We start from the raw sequence: 22064 nt of genomic DNA, 5'->3' as shown, positions 1-22064 counted from the left end.
CTCAGCCCTCGTCATCCCAGCGCGAGCGCGGGCGGTCGTCGTCGTCATCCGCGCGCGCGACGCCGCGGGTCGCCGGCCACTCCAGCTGGAACCCGCACTCGCGGCACTCGTCGGCGTCCTCGCCCTCGTCGAGGAGAGGGTGCATCGTGATCCCGCAGGCCGGGCAGATCGGCTGCCGGTCGTCGGGGGAGGCATCGAGGAAGGTCATGGCGGTTCGCTTTCGTGCACCGCCGACACCCGTCGACGGGACCTCAGGAGCAACCGGCGCCGAGGCCCGGATGTTCCCGCGCCCCGCTAGCGTCGGAGCATGAGCGTCCCCGCCCCCCTCGGCCTCGGCCTCGCCGCCGTCGGCCGCCCCGCCTACATCACGACCGCGCGCGACGCCGACCTGGGCGAGCCCGCCGACAGATCGGTCGAGGCGATGCGTGCGCGCGCGCACGAGCTCCTCGACGAGGCGTGGGCGCTCGGCATCCGCTACGTCGATGCGGCCCGGTCGTACGGGTACGCCGAGGAGTTCCTCGGCTCGTGGCTCGCGGCGCACCCCGAGCGTCGTCGCGAGCTGACGATCGGCTCGAAGTGGGGCTACGCCTACGTCGGCGACTGGCGGATGGATGCCGCGGTCCACGAGCGCAAGGAGCACTCGGCCGCGATGCTCGACCGGCAGTGGCCCGAGACGCTCGCGGCGCTGAAAACCGTCCCCGATCTGTACCTGATCCACTCCGTCACGCCCGACAGCCCGGTGCTGGCGGATGCCGCCGTGCTCGAGCGGATGCGCCGGCTGCGCGCCGAGGGCGTGCGTGCGGGACTGTCGACGAGCGGCCCGCGGCAGGCCGACGTGCTGCGCGCGGCCCTCGCCCTCCCCGACACCCCGTTCCAGGCGGTGCAGGCGACCTGGAACCTGCGCGAGCCCTCGGCGGGCGATGCGCTCGCCGCGGCGCACGACGCCGGCTGGACAGTCGTGCTGAAAGAGGTGCTCGCCAACGGCTCCCTCGCCGAGGCGGCGCCCGGGAGCGCGCTCGAGCGGATGGCATCCGGGGTCGATCCCGACATCGCGGCCATCGGGGCCGCCCGCGCGCAGGCCTTCGCCGATATCGTGCTGGTCGGAGCCACGACGCGCCGCCACCTCCAGCGCGCCGCGGAGGCGCCCGCGCGGACGATCGAGCGGGCGGATCTCGAGGCCCTCGCGGTCGACCCGGTGCAGTACTGGCGGGAACGCGCGGAGCGCCCCTGGCGCTGACCGCGCCGGCTGCGCGCCCGCTGCCGCCGGGGCGAGACGCCGTGATCGACCCGGGGCCGCTCAGCGGGGAGCGTCGGCCCTGTCCTGCACGTCCCACAGGGCGTACTCGGTCAACGACCCGGCGGGCAGGTCGAGATCGGTGTTCGGGGCGGTCAGCGCCGACTCGAATCCGACGATGCGCCCGGTTTCGGTCGACAACAGCAGCGTCACGTCGGTGTCGGCCGTCGACGAGGGGATGCCGGCCAGACCCACGACCTCGCGACCGAGGCGGTCCTGCGTCGTCCCGAGCGCCCGCAGGCCGGGGGAGGAGGCGACGACCTCGAGCAGCGCGGACTGCTGGGCGTCGTCCAACGTCCACTCGCCCTGGATGCTGCGCACCCCCACCAGGGCGTCGCCCGCGCTCAGGGTTCCGGTCGCGCCCGTGGCCGTCTCGACGAGCGCGCGCATGGCGTCGACCGAGGCGTCCGGCGACGACGGAGACAGCGGACGGAACTGGTTGCGCACGTAGCGCATCTCGCCCACGACGGTCCCGGGCGCGGGGTCGACGTTCGGGACGGTGTCGCCGTCGGCGTTCGTCGCCTCCGCCGCGGTGGTCACCACCGACCCGGAGAAGTCCTCGTTCCACCGCACATCGACCCACTCCCGCCGGAACACGGTGGCCTCCGCGCCGTCGGGCGAGGCGCTGAAGTACCAGCCGAGCGACAGGGAGCGCCGCTCGGCGGCGACGGCGCCGGCTCCGGCGGCCAGCTGGGCCTGTGCGCGCGCGATCACCTCGGCCGCGCCGGTTCCGCTGGGAACGGCGGTGTACACGAGGGGCTTGGGCGTCTGAGCGGATGCCGACGATCCCGGCATCCACAGCATCCCCGTCACGACGGCCACGACGATCGCGACCGCGGCCGCGGCCGAGATCCACGCGAGGGACGGGCGGCGACGGCGGGTGGGCGGGTGGTCGAGGATCCGCCGCAGGCGACGTTCGGCGTCGAGGGGGAGCGGAGCGTCGAGAGGCGTCTCGGCGGGGTCGAGTCGGCGCAGGGCGCGCGCGAGGTCATCGTCGGTCATCGCTCACCTCCTCCCTCGGGGCAGCCGCCCGCTCGAGCAGGGGCCGCAATCGCGCGCGGGCGCGGTTGAGTCGGGTCCACACGGCGCCGGTGTTCATCTCCATGACCAGGGCGACCTCGGCGGCGGACAGCTCCTCCCAGTAGGTGAGCCAGAGGATCTCGCGCTCGCGCTCGGGCAGGCCGCGGATCGCGTCGACGAGACGCTGCGCCATCGCCGGTTCGGCCTCGCTCGCCAGGGCGCGCACGTGGTCTTCGATGTGCGTCCACAATGCCCCCTCCCGGTCGCGTCGCCGATACTCATTCGCGATGAGGTTGCGCGCGGTGCGGTACAACCACGGCAATCCGAACGGATCACGCGGATCGCGTTTGCGCCACGCGATCTCGAAGCAATCCATCGTGAGGTCGGCGGCGGCCTCGCGATCCGATACGCGCCGCTCGATGAATCGCCGAACGGCGTTGTGGTGCTCGCGGAAGAGCGCCACGAATTCCGTCTCGTCGATCACCGGCGCGCGTCTCCGTGCGTTCGAAAGGGCTGTGTCCCGTCGCGCTCGATCCTTACAGATCGGCGGGCGGGAAAAGATTTCTGGGCGCGTGTAAGGAATGCGCTCCGGACGACACCACATTGATGGGGGTGGGTGTCGTCTCCGGCTTCGAGACGATGCCCATACGCCCGTCGAGAGATGTTCGGGACAAGGATCGACGGGCGAGGGAGTGCGCTGCATGGGGGCAGTGCACTCCCTCGGATCCTCGCCATGGCATCCAGGATGCCAGAGGGCGGCGCGGGGCCCGGTCTCGCGCTCGCGGGGCGGGCGCGCGGGGTCCCGGCGTCAGCCGTCGCCGGTGGTCGTGCGCGCACCGGAGCCCGGCGCCGACGTCGCCGCGCCCTCACTCCGGATCGACCTCACTCCGGATCGACCTCACTCCGGATCGACGAGGAGGTTCGTGATGCGGGCCGTCGCCACGAGTCGGCCGTCGTCGTCGGTCACGCGCACGTCGTAGGTCGCGATGCGCCGCCCCCGATGGGCCGGGGTCGCGACGGCGTGGATGCGACCGTCGCGCGCTCCGCGATGGTGCGTGATGTTCAGGTCGACGCCGACGCACACCTTCCCGGAGGTCGAGGCATGGATCATCGCCGCCCACGATCCGACCGCCTCGGCGAGGGCCGCCGTCGCTCCGCCGTGGAGCCGCCCGAGCGACTGGGTGTTGCCGTCGACGGGCATCGACGCGCTCACGCCGTCGGTCGACTGCGCCGTGACGACGATGCCGAGACGCTCGTCGAGGGCACCGGGCACGATCGTCCAGGGTGTCATGGCCGCTCCTTCCGCCGTCCTCTTGTCGGACGGACGCACGTCTGACACTATTACTGAACGCTCGGTCGGTAACAGGTGCCGTCGAGTTCGACCCTGCCCCCACAGAACGACGGAGTTCTCATGGCCTCGCAGACAGCGGCATCCACCCGTGCCACCACGGCCGGCATCTCGCGAGAGGAACGGCGCGTCCTCGCCGGGACCCTCGTGGGCACCTCGATCGAGTGGTACGACTTCTTCATCTACGCCCAAGCGGCCGGCCTCGTGCTCGCGCCGCTGTTCCTCGCCCCCCTCGCGGAGTCCGACCCGGCCATCGCGCAGGTGCTGTCGTTCGCGACGATCGGCATCTCGTTCCTCTTCCGTCCCCTCGGCGCGATCGTCGCGGGGTACCTCGGCGACCGTCTCGGGCGCAAGAAGATGCTCGTGCTGACCCTCATCATGATGGGCGTGTCGACGGCCCTCATCGGTGTGCTGCCGACGTACGCCGCAATCGGCGTCGCCGCCCCCATCCTGCTCATCCTGCTGCGCGTGCTGCAGGGCTTCTCGGCCGGTGGAGAGTGGGGCGGGGCCGCGTTGCTCTCGGTCGAGCACGCCCCCGTGACCCGTCGTGGCTACTTCGGGGCGTTCCCGCAGATCGGCGTCCCGGTGGGCATGATCCTCGCCACCGCGACGCTGTGGATCCTCACCTCGTCGATGTCGGCCGAGGCCTTCCTCGCCTGGGGCTGGCGTGTGCCGTTCCTCTTCTCGATCGTGCTGATCGTCGTCGGTTACGTCATCCGTCGCGCGGTCGAGGAGAGCCCCGTCTTCGAAGACCTCGTGCGCCGCCGCAAGGAGTCGTCCGCCCCGCTCGGCCAGCTGTTCCGAAAGAACTGGCGCCAGGTCGTGCTCACCGCGCTGGTGTTCATCGGCAACAACGCCGCCGGCTACCTGCTCATCGCGTTCTTCGCCACCTACACGGTCACCGTCCTCGGGCTCGAGCGCCCCACCGTGCTGCTGGCCACGACCCTGGCATCCTTCGGCTGGCTCGGCTTCACCCTGTGGGGCGGCCGTCTCTCCGACACCCTCGGCCGCGTGCGCACGTTCCAGCTCGGCTACCTGCTGCTGGCGGTCTGGGCCGTGCCGATGTGGTTCCTCATCGACACGGGGAACATCGTCTGGTACTTCGTGGCGCTGTTCGTCATGACCCTCGGACTGGGGCTGTCGTACGGCCCGCAGGCCGCGCTGTACGCCGAGATGTTCCCCGCGAACGTGCGCTACTCGGGCGTCTCGATCGGCTACGCGCTCGGCGCGATCCTCGGCGGCGCCTTCGCCCCGATGATCGCCGAGGCGCTGCTGCGCTCGACCGGCGCGTCGTGGACGATCGGTGCGTACATCGCGGTCGCTGCCTTGGTGTCACTGGTCGCCGTCTCGCTCATCAAGGAGCCGAAGGGCGTCGACCTGCGGGCCTGATCCCGGATGCCGCCCTGGGGCCCCGCGCCGTTCGACGCGCGGGGCCCCGGGGTGGTGCGCGGGGCGTTCGTGCTGCGCGGGGCGGTCGCGCTGCGCGAGGCGTTCGCGCTGCGCGGGGCGTTCGCGCGGCGCGGGGTCGCCGCTGCGCCGCGCCGGACCGTGAACGCACACGATCGGCGCGAGATCACCCGCTGTGCGCCGCGCGGATCGGGTGATCTCGCGCCGATCGTGTGATCTCGCGGCGGCGCGCACCCGCGCCGTCAGGACGTGCGCAGGCCCTCGAGCGCAATCCGCACGATGTCGGCGCCGAGGCGATCGCCGTCCACCCCGCCGCCGGGGCGGTACCACTCGACGACGGAGTTGATCATCCCGAACAGCAGTCGCGCCGCGACCGCCGCGTCGACGTCGTCGCGCACGTCGCCCTCGGCCTGGGCGTCGGCGACGAGGGCGGTGACGCGGTGGTCGAACACGCGCCGGCGTTCGAGCGCGGCCTGCTCGACCGGGCTGTTGCCGCGCACGCGCAGCAGCAAGGTCACGGCGGGCAGCTGCGCCACCAGCACGTCGGTCGCTCCCGTCAGCACGTGCCGCAGGCGGTCGGATGCCGCGCCCTCGACCGCGCGCGGATCGTCGAGGACTGCCTCGAGCCCGCCGAGGGCCGCTTCGAGGGCGACCGAGAGCAGCTCCTCCTTGGAGGAGAAGTGGTGGTAGAGCGCGGATTTGGCCAGGCCCAGGCGGCGGGCGAGGTCGGACACGCTCGTGGCGTCGTAGCCCTGCTCGTTGAACAGCTGCACCGCGACGGCGAGGATGCCCTCCCGGTCGTAGCCGGGCCGACCGCGCCGGGCGGGCGCGTCGGCGGCGGGGGGCACGGCGGAGTCGGCGGCGGTCACCCTGTCAGTGTGTCATTCCAGCAGCGCCGGGGCGTCGGCGTGCAGCAGCGCGCGCGCCGCGTTCCCGATCACGGCACTGTAGGTGGGGTAGGCGAAGCGCACGCCCGCGAGGGTCGCGACGTCGATCCCGGCCGCCATCGCGGTCGTGACCGACTGGATGACCTCGACCGCGTTCTCGCCGACCGCGTGCGCACCGAGCACGAGCTCGCGGCGCCGGTCGGCGATGAGCATGAGGAAGCCGTTCTCGCGGTCGTCGATGACGGCCCGGTCGAGGTCGGCGAAGCGCACGGTGGCCACGACGCACGATGGGTCGCGATCGCGCGCCTGCTCCTCCGTCAGGCCGACACCGGCGTAGTCGGGATCGGTGAACCCGCCCGCGGGCAGGAGGTGGTGGGGCGTCCGGCGGTTCGCTCCGAGCACGGCGTTCTCGGCCGCCGCCTCGCCCTCGAACTGCGCGGCCTGCACGAGCATGTCGCGGCCGTTGGCGTCGCCGACGGCGAGGATGTGCGGCACGATCGTGCGGAAGTACCGGTCGACGGGGATCGCCGAGCGCTCCACCTCGACCCCGGCTTTCTCGAGCCCGAGGTCTTCGACGTCGGCGGGCCATCCCGTGGCCATCACGACGACGTCGACGTCGACCGTGCGTGATCCGCCGCCCTCGCCCCAGGTGAGGCCGATCGCGCCGTCGTCGCGTCGATCGAGGCGTTCCACCGTGTCGATCCCGCAGCGCACGTCGACGCCGCTGTTCTCGAGCGATGTCGCGATCGCGCGCGAGATGGACGCATCGGATGCCATGAGCACGCGCGGCGCGACATCGAGCAGCGTGACCTCCGACCCGAACGAGCGGAACACCGTCACGAGCTGCGCCCCGGTGTTGCCCGCGCCGATGACCGCGACGCGGCGCGGCAGTTCCGGCAGGGCCAGGACGTCCTCGGGGACGGTCGCCAGCTCCGCGCCCGGGATGGGCAGGCGGCGGGAGTGCCCGCCGACGCACACGAGGATGGACTCCGCCCGCACGCGCCGACCCGTGTCGAGCACGAGGGTGTGCTGGTCGTCGAAGCGCGCCCGGCCCTCGTGCACGAGGTCGATGCCCGCCGCCGCGAATCGCTCGGCCTCCCGCTTGATCGAGCGGACGGCATCCACGCGCTCATGTACGCGCGCCACGACGGCGGACCACTCCACGCGCGGTTCGTCGACGACGATGCCGTAGTCGTCGGCCGCGCGCGTCTCGCGCATCAGTCGCGCGGCCTTCGCCAGCACGCGCGTGGGGACGCAGCCCGTGTTCACGCACGTGCCGCCCACGCGGCCGGCCTCGAGCACGACGACGCGGGCGCCGAGCTCGGCCGCGCGCAGGGCCGCGGCGGTGCCCGCGGGACCCGCTCCGATCACGGCGACGTCGTACTCGTCGACCTCCGCGCGCGCCGGGGCGGCGGAGGCGCGGGTGTCGGGCGAGGGGGCGGGGCTGGCGGTGTCGCGCACGGTGGTCCTCCCGAGGGTCGAGGACCCCAGTCAATCCGCCGGGGCTCCACCCCGACCGGGGGTTGTGCTCTCGGTCAGAACCTCTCGTACAGGTCGCTCGCGGTCAGACCCGATCCGCCGATCGCGTGCACGCCCGGGGCGGGGTGCAGCGAGAACGACCGTCCGTCGTGCAGCAGCGTCGCGGTGTAGTCGCCGCGCGTGTCGAGCTTCACCTCGAAGCGACCGGTGTCGATGAGGCGGAGGATCACCACCGCGCCGCTGCGCGCGACGAACTTCGTCTCCTTCTCGTGCGCCGTCGGCAGCGGCAGGATCGGTTCGTCTGCGGCGGGTGCCGGTGAGGGCGTGTTCGGGTCATCGGCATCCATTCGCCGAGTCTGTCACGCCCCCACCGGGCGCGGGTCAGCGCCCGTCGCGCCAGGAGTGCTGCGGATCGTACCCCAGAAGCCGGCGGGCCTTCTCAATAGACAGCAGCGTCGTGTTCTCGCCGAGCTCGCGCGTCTCGACACCGGGGAACACCTCCGCGACGAGCTCGCTGTTCGGGCGGGTCATGACGGTGTCGGCGGCCGCGATGATGAACGTGTCGAAGCCCGCGGGCGCGACCTCGAGGGCGCGCTCGATGGCCTGGGCGCCGTCGCGCGCGTCGATGTAGCCCCAGAGGTTCCACTTGCGGGTGCGCGCGTCGTCGTCGAACGGGAACTCCGCGTAGTCGTCGGGGACCATCACGTTCGAGAAGCGCAGCGCCGTGATCGACAGGTCGGGGTTCCAGCGCACCAGCTCGGTCGCGAGGCGCTCCTCGAGCGTCTTGACGAGCGAGTACACCGACTCGGGGCGCGGGGCGTACTCCTCGTCGACCGGGATGTAGGGCGGCGGCACGTCGAACGGCAGGCCCAGCACCGTCTCGCTCGAGGCGTAGACGATCTTGCGGATGCCGAGGCGCACGGCCGCCCAGAACACGTTGAACGTGCTGGTCATGTTGTTGTGGAAGGTCGCGACATCGGAGCGGATGCCGGGGGCCGGGATCGCGCCGAGGTGCACGACCGCGTCGAACCCCTGGTGCTGGTCGTTCACCCCGGCGAGGGCGTCGATGACCTGGCCGTAGTCGGTGAGCTCGACCTGGACGAACCCGGGGCCGCGATCGCCGCGGACGTCGAGGCCGATCACGTCGTGGCCCGCCGCGCGCAGTTCGCGGGCGACGACGGTGCCGAGTTTTCCGGACGAACCGGTGAGGGCGATGCGCATGATGCTGAGCTCCTGGGTGTGGGGGAGGGATGCCGCCGACGATAGCGGCGGGGTACGACACCGGTGCACGTCTTGACGCGGGATCCACGAGAGCGCGCCGTGCCGGACACGGGAAAGGCCCGCGAGCGGTCAGCTCGCGGGCCCGGACGGCACGTCAGTGGACGCGCGCCTCCTCCTGCTCGTCATCGTCGTCGCTGGGGATGTAGACGTCGACCACGGTCACGTTGATCTCGACGGCCTTCATCCCGACGATCTCCGTGATCGCCCGGCGGACGGCCGAGCGCACGTCGTCGGCGACGCGCTGGATGCGCTCGGGGTAGTCGACCTGAATGGCGATGTCGGCCGCGACCTCGGTCTCGCCCACCTCGACGCTCACGCCCTGGGCGTAGTCCTTCGCGCCCACGGCCTGACGGATGTTGCCGATCACGCGCGCGGCGCCGCCACCGAGGGCGTGCACGCCGGGGACCTCGGCCGCGGCGATACCGGCGACCTTCGCGACCACCGGGTCGACGATGACGGTCTTGCCGGCGCCGGTGCGGGCGTCGGCCGAGAGGGAGGAGTTCTGTGCCATGGGATGCGTCCTTTCGTCAAGATCCCCGTCCGCGAAGGGTGCGGGGTGTTTCGCTATGTGGACGGAACCGATTCGTGAAACGTCACGGCCCGAGCCTGGAAATCTGCTGACAGGAAACGCGATGCCCTCTTTGTCCACCGCCACCGACGCGTTCCTCGCGTCGCGCGCGGCCGACGGCGATCAGCTGGCGTTCGGAGTGCTGGTGCGCCGGCACGCCCCGTTCCTCGTCGCCTTCGCCACGCGTCTCACCGGCTCCCGCGCCGACGCCGACGATTGCGTGCAGGAAGCCCTCATCACGGCGTGGCGCCGACTGCCCGACCTCACCGACCCCGAGAAGGTGCGAAGCTGGCTGACGACCATCGTCTCGCGCAAGGCGACCGACCGGCTGCGCTCGCGCAAGATCTCGGATCAGATCGATGAGGAGATGGTGTCGGCCGCCGACGACCCGGAGCGGTCGGCCGTGGCGTCGTCGCAGATGGACGCCTTGAAGAAGGTGCTGGCGGAACTGCCCGAGGAACTCCGCGTCGTTTGGGTGCTGCGCGAGGTCGGCGGGCACAGCTACGACGAGATCGCCGTCGAGGTGGGGGAGTCGGCCGCCACGGTGCGAGGTCGTCTCGCCCGGGCACGTAAGACCGTGTTGGAACGCATGCAGGAGTGGAGGTGACCGGAATGAGCGAGCACAACGACGACATCGGCGGTTCCGGCTACACACTGGAAGACCTCTCCGCCTATCTCGATCGCGGGAGGACCCCCCGCATCCCCGCGATCGAGCGCAATGCCGAGTGCCAGGCGGTCCTCGCCTCCATGGAGCGCATGGGCCGTCTGTCGCGCGAGATCGTCGAGGAGCAGGCTGCCGAGCCCCTCGCCGACTCCTGGTACGACAGCATCATGCGGGAGGTGATGCGAGAGTTCCGCTCCGGACGTGACATCCCCCTGGCGCGCACCGAGGACGGAACGGAGATCGTCGTCACCGAGGGTGCGCTCTACGAGCTGATCCGCGCGGTGGGCGACGGGATCGAGGGCGTGCTGGTCGGGCGCGTGCGGCTCGACCAGCCCGAGCCCGATGCCCCGCTCGACGTGCGGGTGACGGTGAGCGTGCGCTTCGGCCGCGCGATGAACGCCGCCGTCGACGAGATGCGCGACGGCATCCGCCAGGCGATCGAGCGGCACGGCGATCTGAGGGTCGGACGCGTCGACGTGACCGTCGGCGACGTCCATCTGGACGAGGGGGAAGACGAATGACCCGCATCACGGCGGCCGAACTGGCTCCACGCATCGATCTGGCCGTCACCGCAGTCGAGGGCGTCCGCGAGTGCTACTCCGCCCGACCGGTGGTCGCTCGTGCTCTCGAGCACGTCGCCGACGTCGAGGGGTCGCTCGCGGCCGTCGACGACGTGCCGGGCGCGCGCGCCATCACGGTCTGCATCGGCGTCTCGACCGAAGACGACTCCGCCGCCGTGGCCACGGCCGTGGCGGCGGCGGCGCGCGGTGCGGGCTCGGACGACGAGCCGGCGACCGTGCGGGTGCGCGTCGCGCGTCTGGTGGCACCCGCCTCCTGAGCGCCGTCGCGCACCGCGCACCGCGCACCACGCGGCCGAAGCTCCATCACTGAGGCTTTTCCCGGCCGAGGGGGTCTGCGGCGGCATACGCTGGACGTACCGCTCACTCGCCCCGGAGGCCGTATGTCCACGCCGCCCGTCATCGCCGTCACCGGATCCACCGGAGCCGTGGGAGGCCGCGTCGCCCGCGACCTCGCCGCGCGCGGCATCCCCCAGCGTCTGCTCGTGCGCGACGCGTCACGCGCGCCCCGCCTGGACGGCGCCGAGATCCACGTGGCCCGGTATTCCGACGCGGATGCCGCCCGCGCGGCCCTCGAGGGAGTCGAGACGCTCTTGATGGTCTCGGCTTCCGAGACCGCCGACCGCGTGGAGCACCACCGCACCTTCGTCGAGGCCGCGGCCACCGCGGGCGTGCGCTCGATCGTCTATACGTCGTTCCTCGCCGCCGCCCCCGACGCGGTGTTCACGCTCGGCCGCGACCACGCGGCCACCGAGGACATCATCCGGGCGTCGGGGATGAGGTTCACGTTCCTGCGCGACAACTTCTACATGGACATGATGGAGCTCTTCGCCGGCGACGACGGGGTCATCCGGGGACCGGCGGGCGAGGGGCGCTGCTCGCTGGTGTCGCGGTCCGACGTCGCCGCCACCGCCGTCGCGGTGCTGCGCGACCCCTCCGCGCACGCCGACGTCTCGTACGACCTCACCGGCCCCGAGGCGCTGACGATGGCGGAGGTGGCGGAGAAGATCTCGGCCGTGCGCGGCCACCCCGTGCGGTTCCTCGACGAGACCGTCGACGAGGCCTACGCGTCGCGCGCCGCCTTCGGCGCCCCGCGCTGGCAGGTCGACGCGTGGGTGAGCACCTACACCGCCATCGCGAGCGGCGACCTCGCGGCTGTCTCGCCCGACGTCGAGCGCGTCACCGGTCGGCCCGCGCAGAGCTTCGAGGAGTTCCTGGGCGCCGTCTCGTGAGGCCCGACCACGTCGCGATGCGATCCCGGACCCGACTCGGGTATGCTGACCGCGTGCTGACCTGTCGCTGTTGTCGCTGAACGCCCCGCGTTCTCTTTCGACGACCCCGTCAGCCGCGCCCGCAGAGGGCGCACCAACCTTCAGGATGCCACCGTGCGTTACGCCCAGAGCGTCGCCGACCTCGTCGGCAACACCCCCCTCGTCCGCCTCACCCGCGTCACCGACGGCATCGCCGCCACGGTCCTCGCGAAGATCGAGTACTTCAACCCCGGCGGGTCGGCCAAAGACCGCATCGCCGCGAACATCGTCGACGCCGCGGAGCGCGACGGTCTGTTGCAGCCGGGCGGCGTCATCGTCGAGCCGACCAGTGGCAACACCGGTGTCGGCCTGGCCCTCGTGGCCCAGCAGCGCGGCTACCGCTGCGTGTTCGTCGTGCCCGACAAGGTCGCCGAAGACAAGCGAGCGGTGCTGCGCGCCTACGGCGCCGAGGTCGTGGTCACGCCCACGAACGTCGAGCCCGACGACCCGAACTCCTACTACAGCGTCTCGGATCGTCTCGTGCGCGAGATCCCGGGCGCCTTCAAGCCCAACCAGTACGCCAACCCCAACGGGCCGCGCAGCCACTACGAGACCACCGGCCCCGAGATCTGGCGCGACACCGACGGCGAGCTGACGCACTTCGTCGCGGGGGTCGGGACCGGCGGGACGATCACCGGCACCGGTCGCTACCTGCGCGAGGTCGCCGGGGCGTCGGTGCGGATCGTGGGCGTCGATCCCGAGGGGTCGATCTACTCGGGTGACGACATCCACGGCTACGACGTCGAGGGCGTGGGGGAGGACTTCTGGCCGCCGGCGTTCGACCCGACCCTCGTCGACGCCTACGAGCGCGTCTCCGACGCCGAGTCGTTCGCGATGACCCGCCGCCTCGCCCGCGAGGAGGGGCTGCTCGTGGGCGGCTCGAGCGGAATGGCGGTCGTCGGCGCCCTGCGCGTGGCGAGGGACCTCCCCGCCGACGCGGTCGTCGTCGTCGTCCTTCCCGACCACGGCCGCGGATACCTGAGCAAGATCTTCGACGACGAGTGGATGACCGCGCGCGGCTACGAGGTCGCGCCCGTGGCATCCCTCCTTCCTTCGACCCCCGAGGAGCACTCCGCATGAGCACCCACGACGCCGCCCGCGGCTTCGACAGCCTCGCCGTCCACGCGGGACAGGCGCCCGACGAGACGACCGGCGCGGTGATCCCGCCGATCCACGTCTCGACGACCTACGCGCAGGACGGCATCGGCGGCCTCCGCGGCGGCTACGAGTACGGCCGCAGCGGCAACCCCACGCGCACCGCGCTCGAGACCCAGATCGCCGCCCTCGAGGGCGGGGCGCGCGCGCTCTCGTTCGCGTCCGGCCTCGCGGGAGAAGACGCGCTGCTGCGCGCGGCCCTCGTCCCCGGCGACGAGGTGCTGCTCGGCAACGACGTCTACGGCGGCACGTACCGCTTGCTCGCGCGGGTGCTGGGCCCGTGGGGCGTGAAGCTGCGCGTCGTCGACATGAGCGACCTGGATGCCGTGGCATCCGCCCTCGCCGAGAGCGCGCCGAAGCTGGTCTGGGTCGAGACGCCCAGCAACCCGATGCTGCGCATCACCGACATCGCGGGACTGGCGCGTCTCGGCCACGACGCCGGTGCGCTGGTCGTGGTCGACAACACCTTCGCCTCGCCCGCCCTGCAGCGCCCGCTCTCGCTCGGCGCCGACGTCGTCGTGCACTCGGCGACGAAGTACCTGGGCGGCCACAGCGACGTCGTGGGCGGGGCCCTCGCGTTCGCCGACGCCGCGCTGGCCGAGAAGGTGCAGTTCCTGCAGTTCGCCGCCGGGGCGGTGTCGGGACCGTTCGACGCCTACCTGACCACGCGCGGGATCAAGACCCTCGCGGTACGCATGCAACGCCACAGCTCGAACGCCCAGGCGGTCGCCGAGCACCTGCTCGCGCACGACCGCGTCGCGAAGGTGTACTACCCGGGTCTGCCCTCGCACCCGGGCCACGAGCTGGCGGCGCGGCAGATGAGCGGGTTCGGCGGCATCGTCTCGCTCGAGCTCGCCGACGGGGCCGCCGCCCGCCGGTTCGCGGAGTCGACGCGCCTGTTCACGCTCGCCGAGTCACTCGGCGGCGTCGAGTCGCTCGTGAACTACCCGGATGCCATGACCCACGCCTCGGTCCGCGGTACCGAGCTCGCGGTGCCCGAGACGATCGTGCGCCTGTCGGTGGGTATCGAGTCGGTCGGCGACCTCGTCGCCGACGTCGACCAGGCACTCGCCGCGCTCTGACCGAATGGACGAACCCGACGCTCCGCAAGTGCGGGCGCCGGGTTCGTCGATTCGCGTGAGGTGCCAGTTCTTGTCGCTTGCGGGTACCCCGAAGCGACGAAAATCGGCACCTCACGCGGGATGGGGTCAGCGCTCGGCGCGGGCCAGGTTCTGCGTCAGCTCGGCGGCGTTCTGGCGCACGACGTAGGCGGGCTGGTCACGCTCGACACGCCAGCTCTCGCTGAGCGGTCCGACGTTGACGGTGTCGAAGCCGAACTCGTCGTAGATGCGCGTCACGAGGGCGACGGCGTCGTCGGAGTCGCCCGCGGTGGCGAGGGCGCGACGATCGTCGCTGCCGGCGGGGCTGCCGTCGGTGAGGATGTCGGCGGCCGGGATGTGGTTGAACGCCTTCACGACGACCGACTCCGGGAGGCGCTTCTGCAGCATCTCGGAGGTCGTGGTCTTCTTCTCGTCGAGCTCGGCGATGTGGCCGTCGCGCTCGAAGTAGTAGTTGTTCGTGTCGAGCACGGTCTTGCCGGCGAGCTCGGCGGCGGGAAGGTCGTCGATCGCCTTGAGGGGCACGGTCACGACGACGATGTCGCCGGCCTCGGCCGCCTCGCGCGCGGTCGCCGCGCGGGCCTTGTCGCCGACCTCGGCGACCAGGTCGCTCAGGGTCTCGGGCCCGCGGGAGTTCGCGATCACGACGTCGTAGCCGTTCTGCGCGAAGCCCTTCGCGAGGGCCGAACCGATGTTTCCTGCTCCGATGATTCCTACGGTTGTCATGAGCAGGAGCAACCGAGGGGGGCGACGCGGCATTCCCGGGAGCGCTACCAAGAGTTCAGCGTCATAAATAGTTAGCAGGTCTAGTAATCAGTGTCAACCGGTACGGGTCGGAAGCCGGCGGTGCTTATCGTGATCCTGTCGCACCCTCACGCGAGTGGTCGCAGTCCGGTGTTCGGGTCACCGTCCTGCTTGACCTGTGAGGGCGACGGCCCCCGGTGGACGCGGCTTCGGACCACCGGGGGCCGCTTTCTTTTCCGGACGGGGATCGGGTGAGCGCGGTGCGTCGTTCCGCCGGTGGGAGACTGGACGTCGTGCCTTCCGAGACCCGCCCCGCCGTGACCGGCCGCCCCACCCGCTCCGCTCGTCTGTACCTGGTGTGCATCGCGGTCGGCCTGCTGGCCGGGCTCATGTCCGGGCTCTTCGGGGTCGGTGGCGGCACCGTCATCGTGCCCCTGCTCGTCCTGTTGCTGGGATACGACCAGCGCCTCGCGGCGGGGACCTCGCTCGCGGCGATCGTGCCCACGGCATCCGTCGGGGTCATCACCTACGCCGTCGACGGGCACGTCGCGTGGTTGCCGGCGCTCATCCTCGCGGTCGGCGCGGTCGGCGGCGCGCAGATCGGCACGTGGCTCCTGCCCAAGCTGTCGCAGACGGCGTTGCGCTGGTCGTTCGTGGTCTTCCTCGTCGCGGTGATCGTGAGCCTGTACTTCGTCATCCCCTCGCGCGACGCCGAGCTCGAACTCACCTGGATCACGGGACCGGGGCTGGCGCTGCTGGGCGTGATCACCGGCATCCTGGCGGGACTGCTCGGGGTGGGCGGCGGCATCATCGTCGTGCCGGCGCTGTTGCTGCTGTTCGGCACGAGCGATCTCGTGGCCAAGGGCACGTCGCTGCTCATGATGATCCCCACCGCCGTGTCGGGGACCATCGGCAACCTGCGGCGGTCCAACGTCGATCTGCCCGCGGCCCTGTGCGTCGGCGTCGCCGCGTGCGCGACGACCGCTCTCGGCGCCCAGATCGCGAAAGCCGTCGACCCGTTCGTGGCGAACGTGCTGTTCTCGATCTTCCTCGTCTTCATCGCCTGGCAGATCGCGGTCAAGGCTGTGCGTGGCCGCCGGCAGCGCTGAGCCCCACGCGGTGAGGTGACCCGGTTCGGCGGGCGCCGCTTCGCGAGGGGGCGGCGCGGGACCGCTCGGTAGACTGACCCGGTGCCCGTGAACCCCGAACTCGTCGGTCGTGCCTTCCCGCCGACCGCTCCCTACCTGGTCGGCCGAGAGAAGGTGCGCGAGTTCGCCCGCGCCGTCTTCGCCGACGCCCCGCAGCACAGCGACCCCGAGGCCGCCCGCGCGCTCGGCTACGCCGACGTCGTGGCCCCGCCGACCTTCGCGATGGTCGTGCAGGATCTCACGCTCCAGCAGCTGCTCGGCGACCCCGACTCCGGCATCGAGCTGTCGCGTCTCGTTCACGCCGAGCAGCGCTTCCGCTACTCCCGCCCGATCGTGGCGGGCGACGAGCTCGTCGCGACCCTGTCGGTCACCGGCATCCGTTCGATGGGCGGCAACGCGATGATCACCAGCGAAGCCGAGATCGTGGATGCCGCCGGCGCCCACGTCGTGACGACGACGAGCGTCCTGCTCGCGGGGGAGGCCGGCGCATGAGCGCGTTCACCGTGGGCGACGTGATCGCCGAGCGTTCGGTTCACCTCACGCGCGAGTCGCTGGTGCGCTACGCCGGGGCCTCGGGCGACTTCAACCCGATCCACTACCGCGACGACGTCGCGGCCGCGGTGGGCCTGCCCGGCGTCCTCGCGCACGGCATGCTGACGATGGGCATCGCCGTCGGCGCGCTCGCCGAGGCGCTCGGCGACCCGGGCCGCATCCTCGAGTACGGCGTGCGGTTCACGCGACCGGTCGTCGTCGACCCCGAGACGGGAGCCGACCTGCACGTCAGCGCCAAGGTCGGAGCCGTCGACGACGAGACGGCGCGCATCGACCTGACCGTGACGTTCGCGGAGACCACTGTGCTCGGCAAGGCGCAGGTGCGGGTGCGGCTGTCCTGATGCCCGACGTCGATCCCGTCCCGCTCGCGCAGCTGACGACCCTCCGCACCGGCGGGACCCCCGCGCGCCTGGTCGAGGCGACCACGACCGATGAGCTCGTCGCGACGTTGCGCGACGTGTGGTCCGACGGTGGGGCGTGGTTCGTGCTCGGGGGCGGATCGAACCTCTTCGTCGGCGACGAGCCGTTCGAGGGCACCGTGATCCGCGTGCGCACCTCCGGGATCGAAGAGTTCCCCAGCACCCGCCCCGACACCGTGCTCCTGCGGGTGCAGGCCGGCCACGACTGGGACGCCCTCGTCGCCGAGACCGTGGCGCGCGGATACGCCGGGATCGAGGCGATGTCGGGCATCCCCGGCACGGTGGGCGCAGCCCCGGTGCAGAACGTCGGCGCCTACGGGCAGGAGATCGTGCAGACCCTCGTCGAGGTCGAGCTCGTCGACGAGTTCACCGGCGAGGTGTCGCGCGTCGCGGCATCCGATCTCGGACTCGGTTTCCGCACGTCGGTGCTCAAGCAGCACTACGGCTCGGTGCCGGAGCGGTCCGCCGTCATCCTGTCGGTGACGCTCGAGCTGGAGCGCGTCGGATCCGGAGAGCGTCCGATCGCGGGGGAGCAGCTTCGCGGGGCCCTCGGGCTCGAGCCCGACGAGGCCGTCTCGCTGCGGTGGATCCGCGACCACGTCCTCGCCACCCGCGCTCGCAAGGGCATGGTGCTCGACGCCGAAGACCCCGACACCTGGAGTGCCGGCTCGTTCTTCCAGAACGCGATCGTGTCCGAGTCGTTCGCGCGCACGCTTCCCGCGGAGTGCCCGAAGTGGCCGATGGGGCCCGCGGTCGACCCGGTGACCGTGATCCCGCTCGCCGCGTTCGACGGCATCGTCCCGCCTCCTCCGGTCGAGAACCGGCAGGTCAAGGTGAGCGCCGCCTGGCTCATCGAGAACGCGGGGCTGTCGCGAGGATTCCGCTTCCCGCGCTCGCGCGCCGGGCTGTCGACCAAGCACACCCTCGCGCTCACGAACCGGGGCGAGGCGACCGCCGCCGAGATCGCCCAGCTCGCCCGCTTCGTGCAGCAGCGCGTGCAGTCCGAGTTCGGCCTGCTGCTGCAGCCCGAGCCCGTCCTGGTGAACGTCGAGCTGTAGCCCGTCCCCTCCCGCGTGAGTCGCCAAGATCTGTCGCCTGACCAACCTCCGAAGCGACAGATTCTGGCATCTCACGCGGATGCCGCGAGCAGACGGCGGATGCGCGCGACGAGCGCGATCGGGTCGTCGAAGTCGCGGCGGGTCACGACCGTCATGCGGTATCCGAGGGATTCCCGTTCCGCGCGTCGCATCTGATCACGGCTCCACTGATCGGGATCGCGATGGTGATCGCCGTCGTACTCGATGATCTGGCGCGCGAACCGGTAGAGCAGATCCACCCTCGCGACGAAACGTGAACCGTCGTAGATCTCGACGTTGGTCTCCGGCGCGGGGAGCCCCGCCATGATCAGCAGGACTCTGAGCTCGGATTCCTTCGGCGACTCGGACCCGTCGTCGGCGAAGTCGACCGCGAGGCGACGACGCTTCGACCCGCGTCCGCCGAGGAACCGCCGGTGTGTTCTCTCCAGATCCTCTCGCGTCGCGAGGGGAGCCCGACGGGAGATGAGCCGGTCGGCGACGGCGGTCAGCTGCGCGACGCTGAGCGTCTCGGCGAGTTCCGCCCACGTGCGAAGCGGTGACGTGCACCGGATGCCGTCGACCTCGACGAGGTCTCCGAAGGCGACCAGGAGCGAGCGGCCGACGATGCCCGGACGCCGGATGCGGTTGGCGCCGGCGGGCACGCCCACGAGGGGGCGCTCCCGCGCCCGCGCCTCCACAGGCCCGGGGAGAGGAAGACCGTGCAGGACGGCAGCGCTCGCTCCGCAGACGAAGGCGTGACGCGGCATCGTCCGCAGGAGCGCCGCCAGGCGTTCTCGTTCCGACGCGTCAGGAGCGATCCGGATGCCACGGTGAGGGGCCGACCACGACATCGAGCGCAACGTGCTCGGCGTGAGTCCGTGCGCTGCGCCCTCCACGACCGTGAATGCAGCAGTGGGTCCTTCGAGTCGTGCGCGCGTCGGCATCCCCGATCGTGCCGCACCGCCGGCATCCCCTCGCGGACTTATCCCCAGCCGCTCTCCGCGCACGCACGAGTCGCCAAGAACTGTCGCTCGGGAGGCCCCGAAGGCGACAGTTCTTGGCGACTCGCGCGAGGGGGTCAGGCGAACAGGCGCTGGAGGCGCTGGATGCCCTCGAGCAGCTGGTCGTCGCCCAGGGCGTACGACAGGCGGAGGTATCCGCTCGGGCCGAACGCCTCGCCGGGGACCACGGCCACCTCGGCCTTCTCGAGGATGAGGTCGGCGAGCTCGAGCGAGGTCGTCGGCGTCACTCCGTCCCACGAGCGGTTCAGCAGGCCCTGCACGTCGGGATACACGTAGAACGCACCGAGGGGGTTCGGCACCTGGACGCCCTCGATCTTCGACAGCTCTGACACGATCAGCTTCCGGCGGCGGTCGAAGGCGAGGCGGAACTGCTCGGCCTCGTCCTGCGGGCCGTTCAGCGCCTCGGCGGCGGCGAGCTGCGCGATGTTGTTGACGTTGCTCGTCAGGTGCGACTGCAGGTTGCCGGCGAGCTTCATGGCATCCGCCGGTCCCACCATCCAACCCACGCGCCATCCGGTCATGGCGTAGGTCTTCGCGACGCCGTTGACGAGGATGGTCTGCTCTGCGAGCTCGGGCACGGCCTCGACGATCGAGACGGCGCGCGCACCCTCGTAGGTGAGGTTCTGGTAGATCTCGTCGGTGATGATCCAGATGCCGTGCTCGAGCGCCCAGCGGCCGATCTCGGCGGTCTCCTCGGGCGTGTAGACCGAGCCGGTCGGGTTCGACGGCGACACGAAGACGAGCACGGTGGTCTTGTCGGTGCGGGCGGCCTCGAGCTGGGCGACGGTGACCTTGTAGTCCTGGTCGGCGCCGGCGAACACCTCGACGGGCGTGCCGTCGGCGAGCTCGATCGCCTCGGGGTAGGTGGTCCAGTACGGCGCGGGCAGCAGCACCTCGTCGCCGGGGTTCACCACGGTCTGGAACGCCTGGTACACCGACTGCTTGCCGCCGTTGGTCACGATGACCTGCGAGGGCGCGACCTCGAGGCCGGAGTCACGCCGCGTCTTGGCGGCGATCGCCTCGCGCAGCACGGGGAGACCGGCGGCGGGGGTGTAGCGGTAGTTCTTCGGGTCCTGCAGCGCCTTCGCTGCGGCATCCACGATGAACGACGGGGTGGCGAAGTCGGGCTCGCCGGCCGCGTACGAGATGACGGGTCGGCCGGCGGCCTGGAGGGCCTTGGCCTTGGCGTCGACCTTGAGGGTCGCGGACTCGGCGATGGCGGACAGCTTGCGGGAGAGCGGGGCGCGGGAAGTCACGGTTCCGAGCCTAGTGTTCCCGGGCTTTTCCGCCGAGGGACATGACGGTCAGGGCACGAGGATCAGCAGCGCCGGGACGAGCATCAGGATGCCGAGCGCCAGCGCGATCACCGACCACGCGCGTCGACCGGCCCGACGCGCGGCGACCACGAGACCGACGATCGCGAGGAGGACGACCACGATCCCGTCGAGGAAGAGCAGCGGCAGCAGGATGATGCCGAGCCACCAGATCGCGTTCATCTCGGGGATGAGCCCGAGCAGGTACACCCCGAGCGTCGGCACGACGAGCACACCCGCGACGCAGGTCGCGATGATGCCGAGGACGTCGGCGGGCCGGCGGACGGTGGGGGACGGCGGCGTCATGCGGTCAGGCTACCGCCGGTCGAAACACGAAACACGGGTCCATTAGCGTGGCGGGGTGACCGCTCAGACCGCCACCCCGCTGCGCTCGCGACGTCGGGGATTCGCCGCTCTCGTCCGTCTGGGGATCGCCACCCTCCTCGTCGGTGTGACGACGGGTCTGGCCGTGCTGCTGCTGGTGTGGATCGTGCACAGCCTCGAGCACCTCGTCTGGGGGCACGAGGAGGGGCCGTTCCTCGACGGCCTGGCCTACCCGGAGCAGTGGTGGCTGCCCATCGCCACGGTGGGTGGGGCGGGCGTGGTCGCCGCTCTCGGCTGGTATCTGCTGCGCCGGTTCGGCCGGAAGATCGCCACGGTCGAGCAGGGCGTCGATGGGGCCCGGATGCCGTGGTGGGAGACGCTCGCCGACACCGTGCTGCAGGTGGGTTCGGTCGCGATGGGCGCCTCGATCGGCAAAGAGGTCGCTCCGCGCGAGCTCTCGGCGATGGCGAGCTCGAAGGTCGTGCGCTGGTTCGGGCTCGACGCGCGGTGGTGCCGCATCCTGATCGCCTCGGCCGCGGGCGCGGGTCTCGCCGCGGTCTACAACGTGCCGCTGGCCGGTGCCCTGTTCGCCGTCGAGATCCTCCTCGCGCAGTTCAGCGTGGGAGCGGCGGTGGTGGCGTTGAGCGTCAGCACGATCGCGACCCTGGTGGCCCGTCCGCTCGTGGGCGACGGTTCGCTGTACTCGGTCGGGTCGCTCGAGGTCAACGCGTCGCTGATCGTCGCCGCGATCCTCATCGGCCCGCTGATGGGGTGGGGCGCGACGAGCTTCGCCGCGGTGACGAAGAAGCTCGCGCGCTTCCGTCCCGAGGGGTGGAAGCTGCTGGTCGTGCTGCCGCTGACGTTCACGGCGGTGGGTGCAGTCGGGGCGGCCTTCCCGCTCATCCTCGGCAACGGCCGGGCCCTGGCCACGGCCGGGTTCGATCTGTCGCAGCCGGCGCTGCTGCTGCTCGCGCTCGCCGTGCTGAAGTACGTCGCGACCGCGCTGTCGCTGGGTTCCGGCGCGATCGGCGGAACGCTGCAGCCCTCGGTCGCGATCGGCGCGGCGCTCGGTGCGGCGGCGGCGGCCGGGTGGGCGTTCGTCTGGCCCGGAGCCGACGGCACGGCGCTCGCGATCGTCGCGGCGGGGGCGTTCCTGGCATCCAACATGCGGGCGCCGTTCACGGCGATCGCCCTCATCATCGAGTTCACCGACACCGGCTTCGAGCTGCTGCTGCCGCTCTTCCTCGCCGTCGCGGGTTCGCTCGCGGCATCCAAGCTCACCTCTCGCGAGAGCCTGCGGCCCTTCGCCCCCGTGGACCCCGGCCGGCAGTAGACGCCCGTCGTCGAGACGCGCGAG

Annotated in this window: 27 protein-coding genes; 14 read left to right on the top strand and 13 right to left on the bottom strand. The window is 71.6% G+C overall.

What is annotated here, in order from left to right; all coding sequences use genetic code 11:
• Position 1: 1 nt before the first annotated feature.
• Positions 2–208: a hypothetical protein gene (locus FB047_RS09200; RefSeq protein WP_136586855.1), complete on the bottom strand. Its 207-nt coding sequence runs from the start codon at positions 206–208 to the stop codon at positions 2–4.
• Between the two features lie 99 nt (positions 209–307).
• Between FB047_RS09200 and FB047_RS09195 the strand changes: the two genes are divergently transcribed.
• Entirely contained in the window at positions 308–1237 is a 930-nt protein-coding gene (locus tag FB047_RS09195; protein WP_136586854.1) for an aldo/keto reductase, read from the top strand.
• 60 nt (positions 1238–1297) lie between these two features.
• Here FB047_RS09195 and FB047_RS09190 read toward each other — a convergent pair whose 3' ends face one another.
• The 3 genes from FB047_RS09190 to FB047_RS09180 form a co-directional block, all read right to left on the bottom strand.
• A complete protein-coding gene (locus tag FB047_RS09190) occupies positions 1298–2296 on the bottom strand; it encodes a hypothetical protein (protein WP_136586853.1) in 999 nt (332 codons plus the stop codon).
• Positions 2283–2798 carry an RNA polymerase sigma factor gene (locus tag FB047_RS09185; protein WP_167494192.1) on the bottom strand — a complete coding sequence of 172 codons (516 nt, stop codon included), beginning with the start codon at positions 2796–2798 and terminating at the stop codon, positions 2283–2285. The genes FB047_RS09190 and FB047_RS09185 overlap by 14 nt, the downstream gene beginning before the upstream one ends.
• A gap of 414 nt (positions 2799–3212) precedes the next feature.
• Complete coding sequence (locus FB047_RS09180) at positions 3213–3605, bottom strand: PaaI family thioesterase (RefSeq protein WP_136586851.1); 393 nt, start codon at positions 3603–3605, stop codon at positions 3213–3215.
• A gap of 120 nt (positions 3606–3725) precedes the next feature.
• Between FB047_RS09180 and FB047_RS09175 the strand changes: the two genes are divergently transcribed.
• Together FB047_RS09175 and FB047_RS16900 are read left to right on the top strand one after the other, a co-directional pair.
• The gene (locus FB047_RS09175) at positions 3726–5051 is read left to right on the top strand and encodes an MFS transporter (protein WP_136586850.1); all 1326 of its coding nucleotides are present in this window, start codon (positions 3726–3728) and stop codon (positions 5049–5051) included.
• Between the two features lie 6 nt (positions 5052–5057).
• Positions 5058–5285 (top strand): hypothetical protein, encoded by a 228-nt coding sequence (locus tag FB047_RS16900; RefSeq protein WP_167494191.1) that lies wholly within the window; start codon positions 5058–5060, stop codon positions 5283–5285.
• 26 nt (positions 5286–5311) lie between these two features.
• On the opposite strand, the gene FB047_RS09170 is transcribed toward FB047_RS16900, so the two are convergent.
• The 5 genes from FB047_RS09170 to FB047_RS09150 all read right to left on the bottom strand — a co-directional run bounded on the left by FB047_RS09170 (position 5312) and on the right by FB047_RS09150 (position 9227).
• Positions 5312–5938, bottom strand: a complete 627-nt coding sequence (locus FB047_RS09170) for a TetR/AcrR family transcriptional regulator (RefSeq protein ID WP_136586849.1) — start codon at positions 5936–5938, stop codon at positions 5312–5314.
• Between the two features lie 12 nt (positions 5939–5950).
• Positions 5951–7417: a dihydrolipoyl dehydrogenase family protein gene (locus tag FB047_RS09165; RefSeq protein WP_276606275.1), complete on the bottom strand. Its 1467-nt coding sequence runs from the start codon at positions 7415–7417 to the stop codon at positions 5951–5953.
• A 74-nt stretch (positions 7418–7491) separates the two neighbouring features.
• A complete protein-coding gene (locus FB047_RS09160) occupies positions 7492–7782 on the bottom strand; it encodes a hypothetical protein (RefSeq protein WP_136586847.1) in 291 nt (96 codons plus the stop codon).
• A 34-nt stretch (positions 7783–7816) separates the two neighbouring features.
• On the bottom strand, positions 7817–8656 hold the full coding sequence (locus FB047_RS09155; protein ID WP_136586846.1) for an NAD-dependent epimerase/dehydratase family protein: 840 nt from the start codon (positions 8654–8656) through the stop codon (positions 7817–7819).
• Positions 8657–8810: 154 nt separating this feature from the next.
• Positions 8811–9227 carry an Asp23/Gls24 family envelope stress response protein gene (locus FB047_RS09150; RefSeq protein WP_136586845.1) on the bottom strand — a complete coding sequence of 139 codons (417 nt, stop codon included), beginning with the start codon at positions 9225–9227 and terminating at the stop codon, positions 8811–8813.
• A 121-nt stretch (positions 9228–9348) separates the two neighbouring features.
• On the opposite strand from FB047_RS09150, the gene FB047_RS09145 reads away from it, so the two are divergent.
• The 6 genes from FB047_RS09145 to FB047_RS09120 all read left to right on the top strand — a co-directional run bounded on the left by FB047_RS09145 (position 9349) and on the right by FB047_RS09120 (position 14073).
• On the top strand, positions 9349–9891 hold the full coding sequence (locus FB047_RS09145; protein ID WP_136586844.1) for an RNA polymerase sigma factor: 543 nt from the start codon (positions 9349–9351) through the stop codon (positions 9889–9891).
• 5 nt (positions 9892–9896) lie between these two features.
• Complete coding sequence (locus tag FB047_RS09140; protein WP_136586843.1) at positions 9897–10469, top strand: Asp23/Gls24 family envelope stress response protein; 573 nt, start codon at positions 9897–9899, stop codon at positions 10467–10469.
• Complete coding sequence (locus FB047_RS09135; protein WP_136586842.1) at positions 10466–10786, top strand: hypothetical protein; 321 nt, start codon at positions 10466–10468, stop codon at positions 10784–10786. Before FB047_RS09140 ends, FB047_RS09135 begins: the two co-directional genes overlap by 4 nt.
• 123 nt (positions 10787–10909) lie before the next feature.
• Positions 10910–11758, top strand: coding sequence for an SDR family oxidoreductase (locus FB047_RS09130; protein ID WP_136586841.1), 849 nt, complete (start codon positions 10910–10912; stop codon positions 11756–11758).
• Positions 11759–11911: 153 nt separating this feature from the next.
• Positions 11912–12916 carry a pyridoxal-phosphate dependent enzyme gene (locus tag FB047_RS09125; protein ID WP_136586840.1) on the top strand — a complete coding sequence of 335 codons (1005 nt, stop codon included), beginning with the start codon at positions 11912–11914 and terminating at the stop codon, positions 12914–12916.
• The gene (locus FB047_RS09120; RefSeq protein WP_136586839.1) at positions 12913–14073 is read left to right on the top strand and encodes a cystathionine gamma-synthase; all 1161 of its coding nucleotides are present in this window, start codon (positions 12913–12915) and stop codon (positions 14071–14073) included. The genes FB047_RS09125 and FB047_RS09120 overlap by 4 nt, the downstream gene beginning before the upstream one ends.
• Positions 14074–14199: 126 nt before the next feature.
• Here the strand turns inward: FB047_RS09120 and FB047_RS09115 are convergent, their stop codons facing one another.
• On the bottom strand, positions 14200–14835 hold the full coding sequence (locus FB047_RS09115) for an NADPH-dependent F420 reductase (protein ID WP_136586838.1): 636 nt from the start codon (positions 14833–14835) through the stop codon (positions 14200–14202).
• 335 nt (positions 14836–15170) lie between these two features.
• Between FB047_RS09115 and FB047_RS09110 the strand changes: the two genes are divergently transcribed.
• The 4 genes from FB047_RS09110 to FB047_RS09095 all read left to right on the top strand — a co-directional run bounded on the left by FB047_RS09110 (position 15171) and on the right by FB047_RS09095 (position 18030).
• Positions 15171–15962: a sulfite exporter TauE/SafE family protein gene (locus tag FB047_RS09110; protein WP_136586913.1), complete on the top strand. Its 792-nt coding sequence runs from the start codon at positions 15171–15173 to the stop codon at positions 15960–15962.
• Between the two features lie 81 nt (positions 15963–16043).
• Positions 16044–16493 (top strand): FAS1-like dehydratase domain-containing protein, encoded by a 450-nt coding sequence (locus tag FB047_RS09105; RefSeq protein ID WP_136586837.1) that lies wholly within the window; start codon positions 16044–16046, stop codon positions 16491–16493.
• Positions 16490–16894, top strand: coding sequence for a MaoC/PaaZ C-terminal domain-containing protein (locus tag FB047_RS09100; RefSeq protein WP_136586836.1), 405 nt, complete (start codon positions 16490–16492; stop codon positions 16892–16894). The genes FB047_RS09105 and FB047_RS09100 overlap by 4 nt, the downstream gene beginning before the upstream one ends.
• Positions 16894–18030 carry a UDP-N-acetylmuramate dehydrogenase gene (locus FB047_RS09095; RefSeq protein ID WP_136586835.1) on the top strand — a complete coding sequence of 379 codons (1137 nt, stop codon included), beginning with the start codon at positions 16894–16896 and terminating at the stop codon, positions 18028–18030. The genes FB047_RS09100 and FB047_RS09095 overlap by 1 nt, the downstream gene beginning before the upstream one ends.
• 71 nt (positions 18031–18101) lie before the next feature.
• Here the strand turns inward: FB047_RS09095 and FB047_RS09090 are convergent, their stop codons facing one another.
• The 3 genes from FB047_RS09090 to FB047_RS09080 form a co-directional block, all read right to left on the bottom strand.
• Positions 18102–18815 (bottom strand): PDDEXK family nuclease, encoded by a 714-nt coding sequence (locus FB047_RS09090; RefSeq protein ID WP_167494190.1) that lies wholly within the window; start codon positions 18813–18815, stop codon positions 18102–18104.
• A 311-nt stretch (positions 18816–19126) separates the two neighbouring features.
• Entirely contained in the window at positions 19127–20326 is a 1200-nt protein-coding gene (locus tag FB047_RS09085; RefSeq protein WP_136586833.1) for a pyridoxal phosphate-dependent aminotransferase, read from the bottom strand.
• 48 nt (positions 20327–20374) lie between these two features.
• The gene (locus FB047_RS09080; protein ID WP_136586832.1) at positions 20375–20689 is read right to left on the bottom strand and encodes a hypothetical protein; all 315 of its coding nucleotides are present in this window, start codon (positions 20687–20689) and stop codon (positions 20375–20377) included.
• A gap of 55 nt (positions 20690–20744) precedes the next feature.
• On the opposite strand from FB047_RS09080, the gene FB047_RS09075 reads away from it, so the two are divergent.
• The gene (locus FB047_RS09075) at positions 20745–22040 is read left to right on the top strand and encodes a chloride channel protein (protein ID WP_136586831.1); all 1296 of its coding nucleotides are present in this window, start codon (positions 20745–20747) and stop codon (positions 22038–22040) included.
• The last annotated feature ends 24 nt before the right edge of the window (positions 22041–22064 follow it).

The sequence above is a fragment of the Microbacterium hydrothermale genome (genome assembly GCF_004854025.1).
In the GTDB taxonomy this organism is placed as follows: Bacteria; Actinomycetota; Actinomycetes; order Actinomycetales; family Microbacteriaceae; genus Microbacterium; species Microbacterium hydrothermale.
Note: the sequence above shows the minus strand (reverse complement) of the source record. Positions and strands in the feature narration are given on the sequence as shown.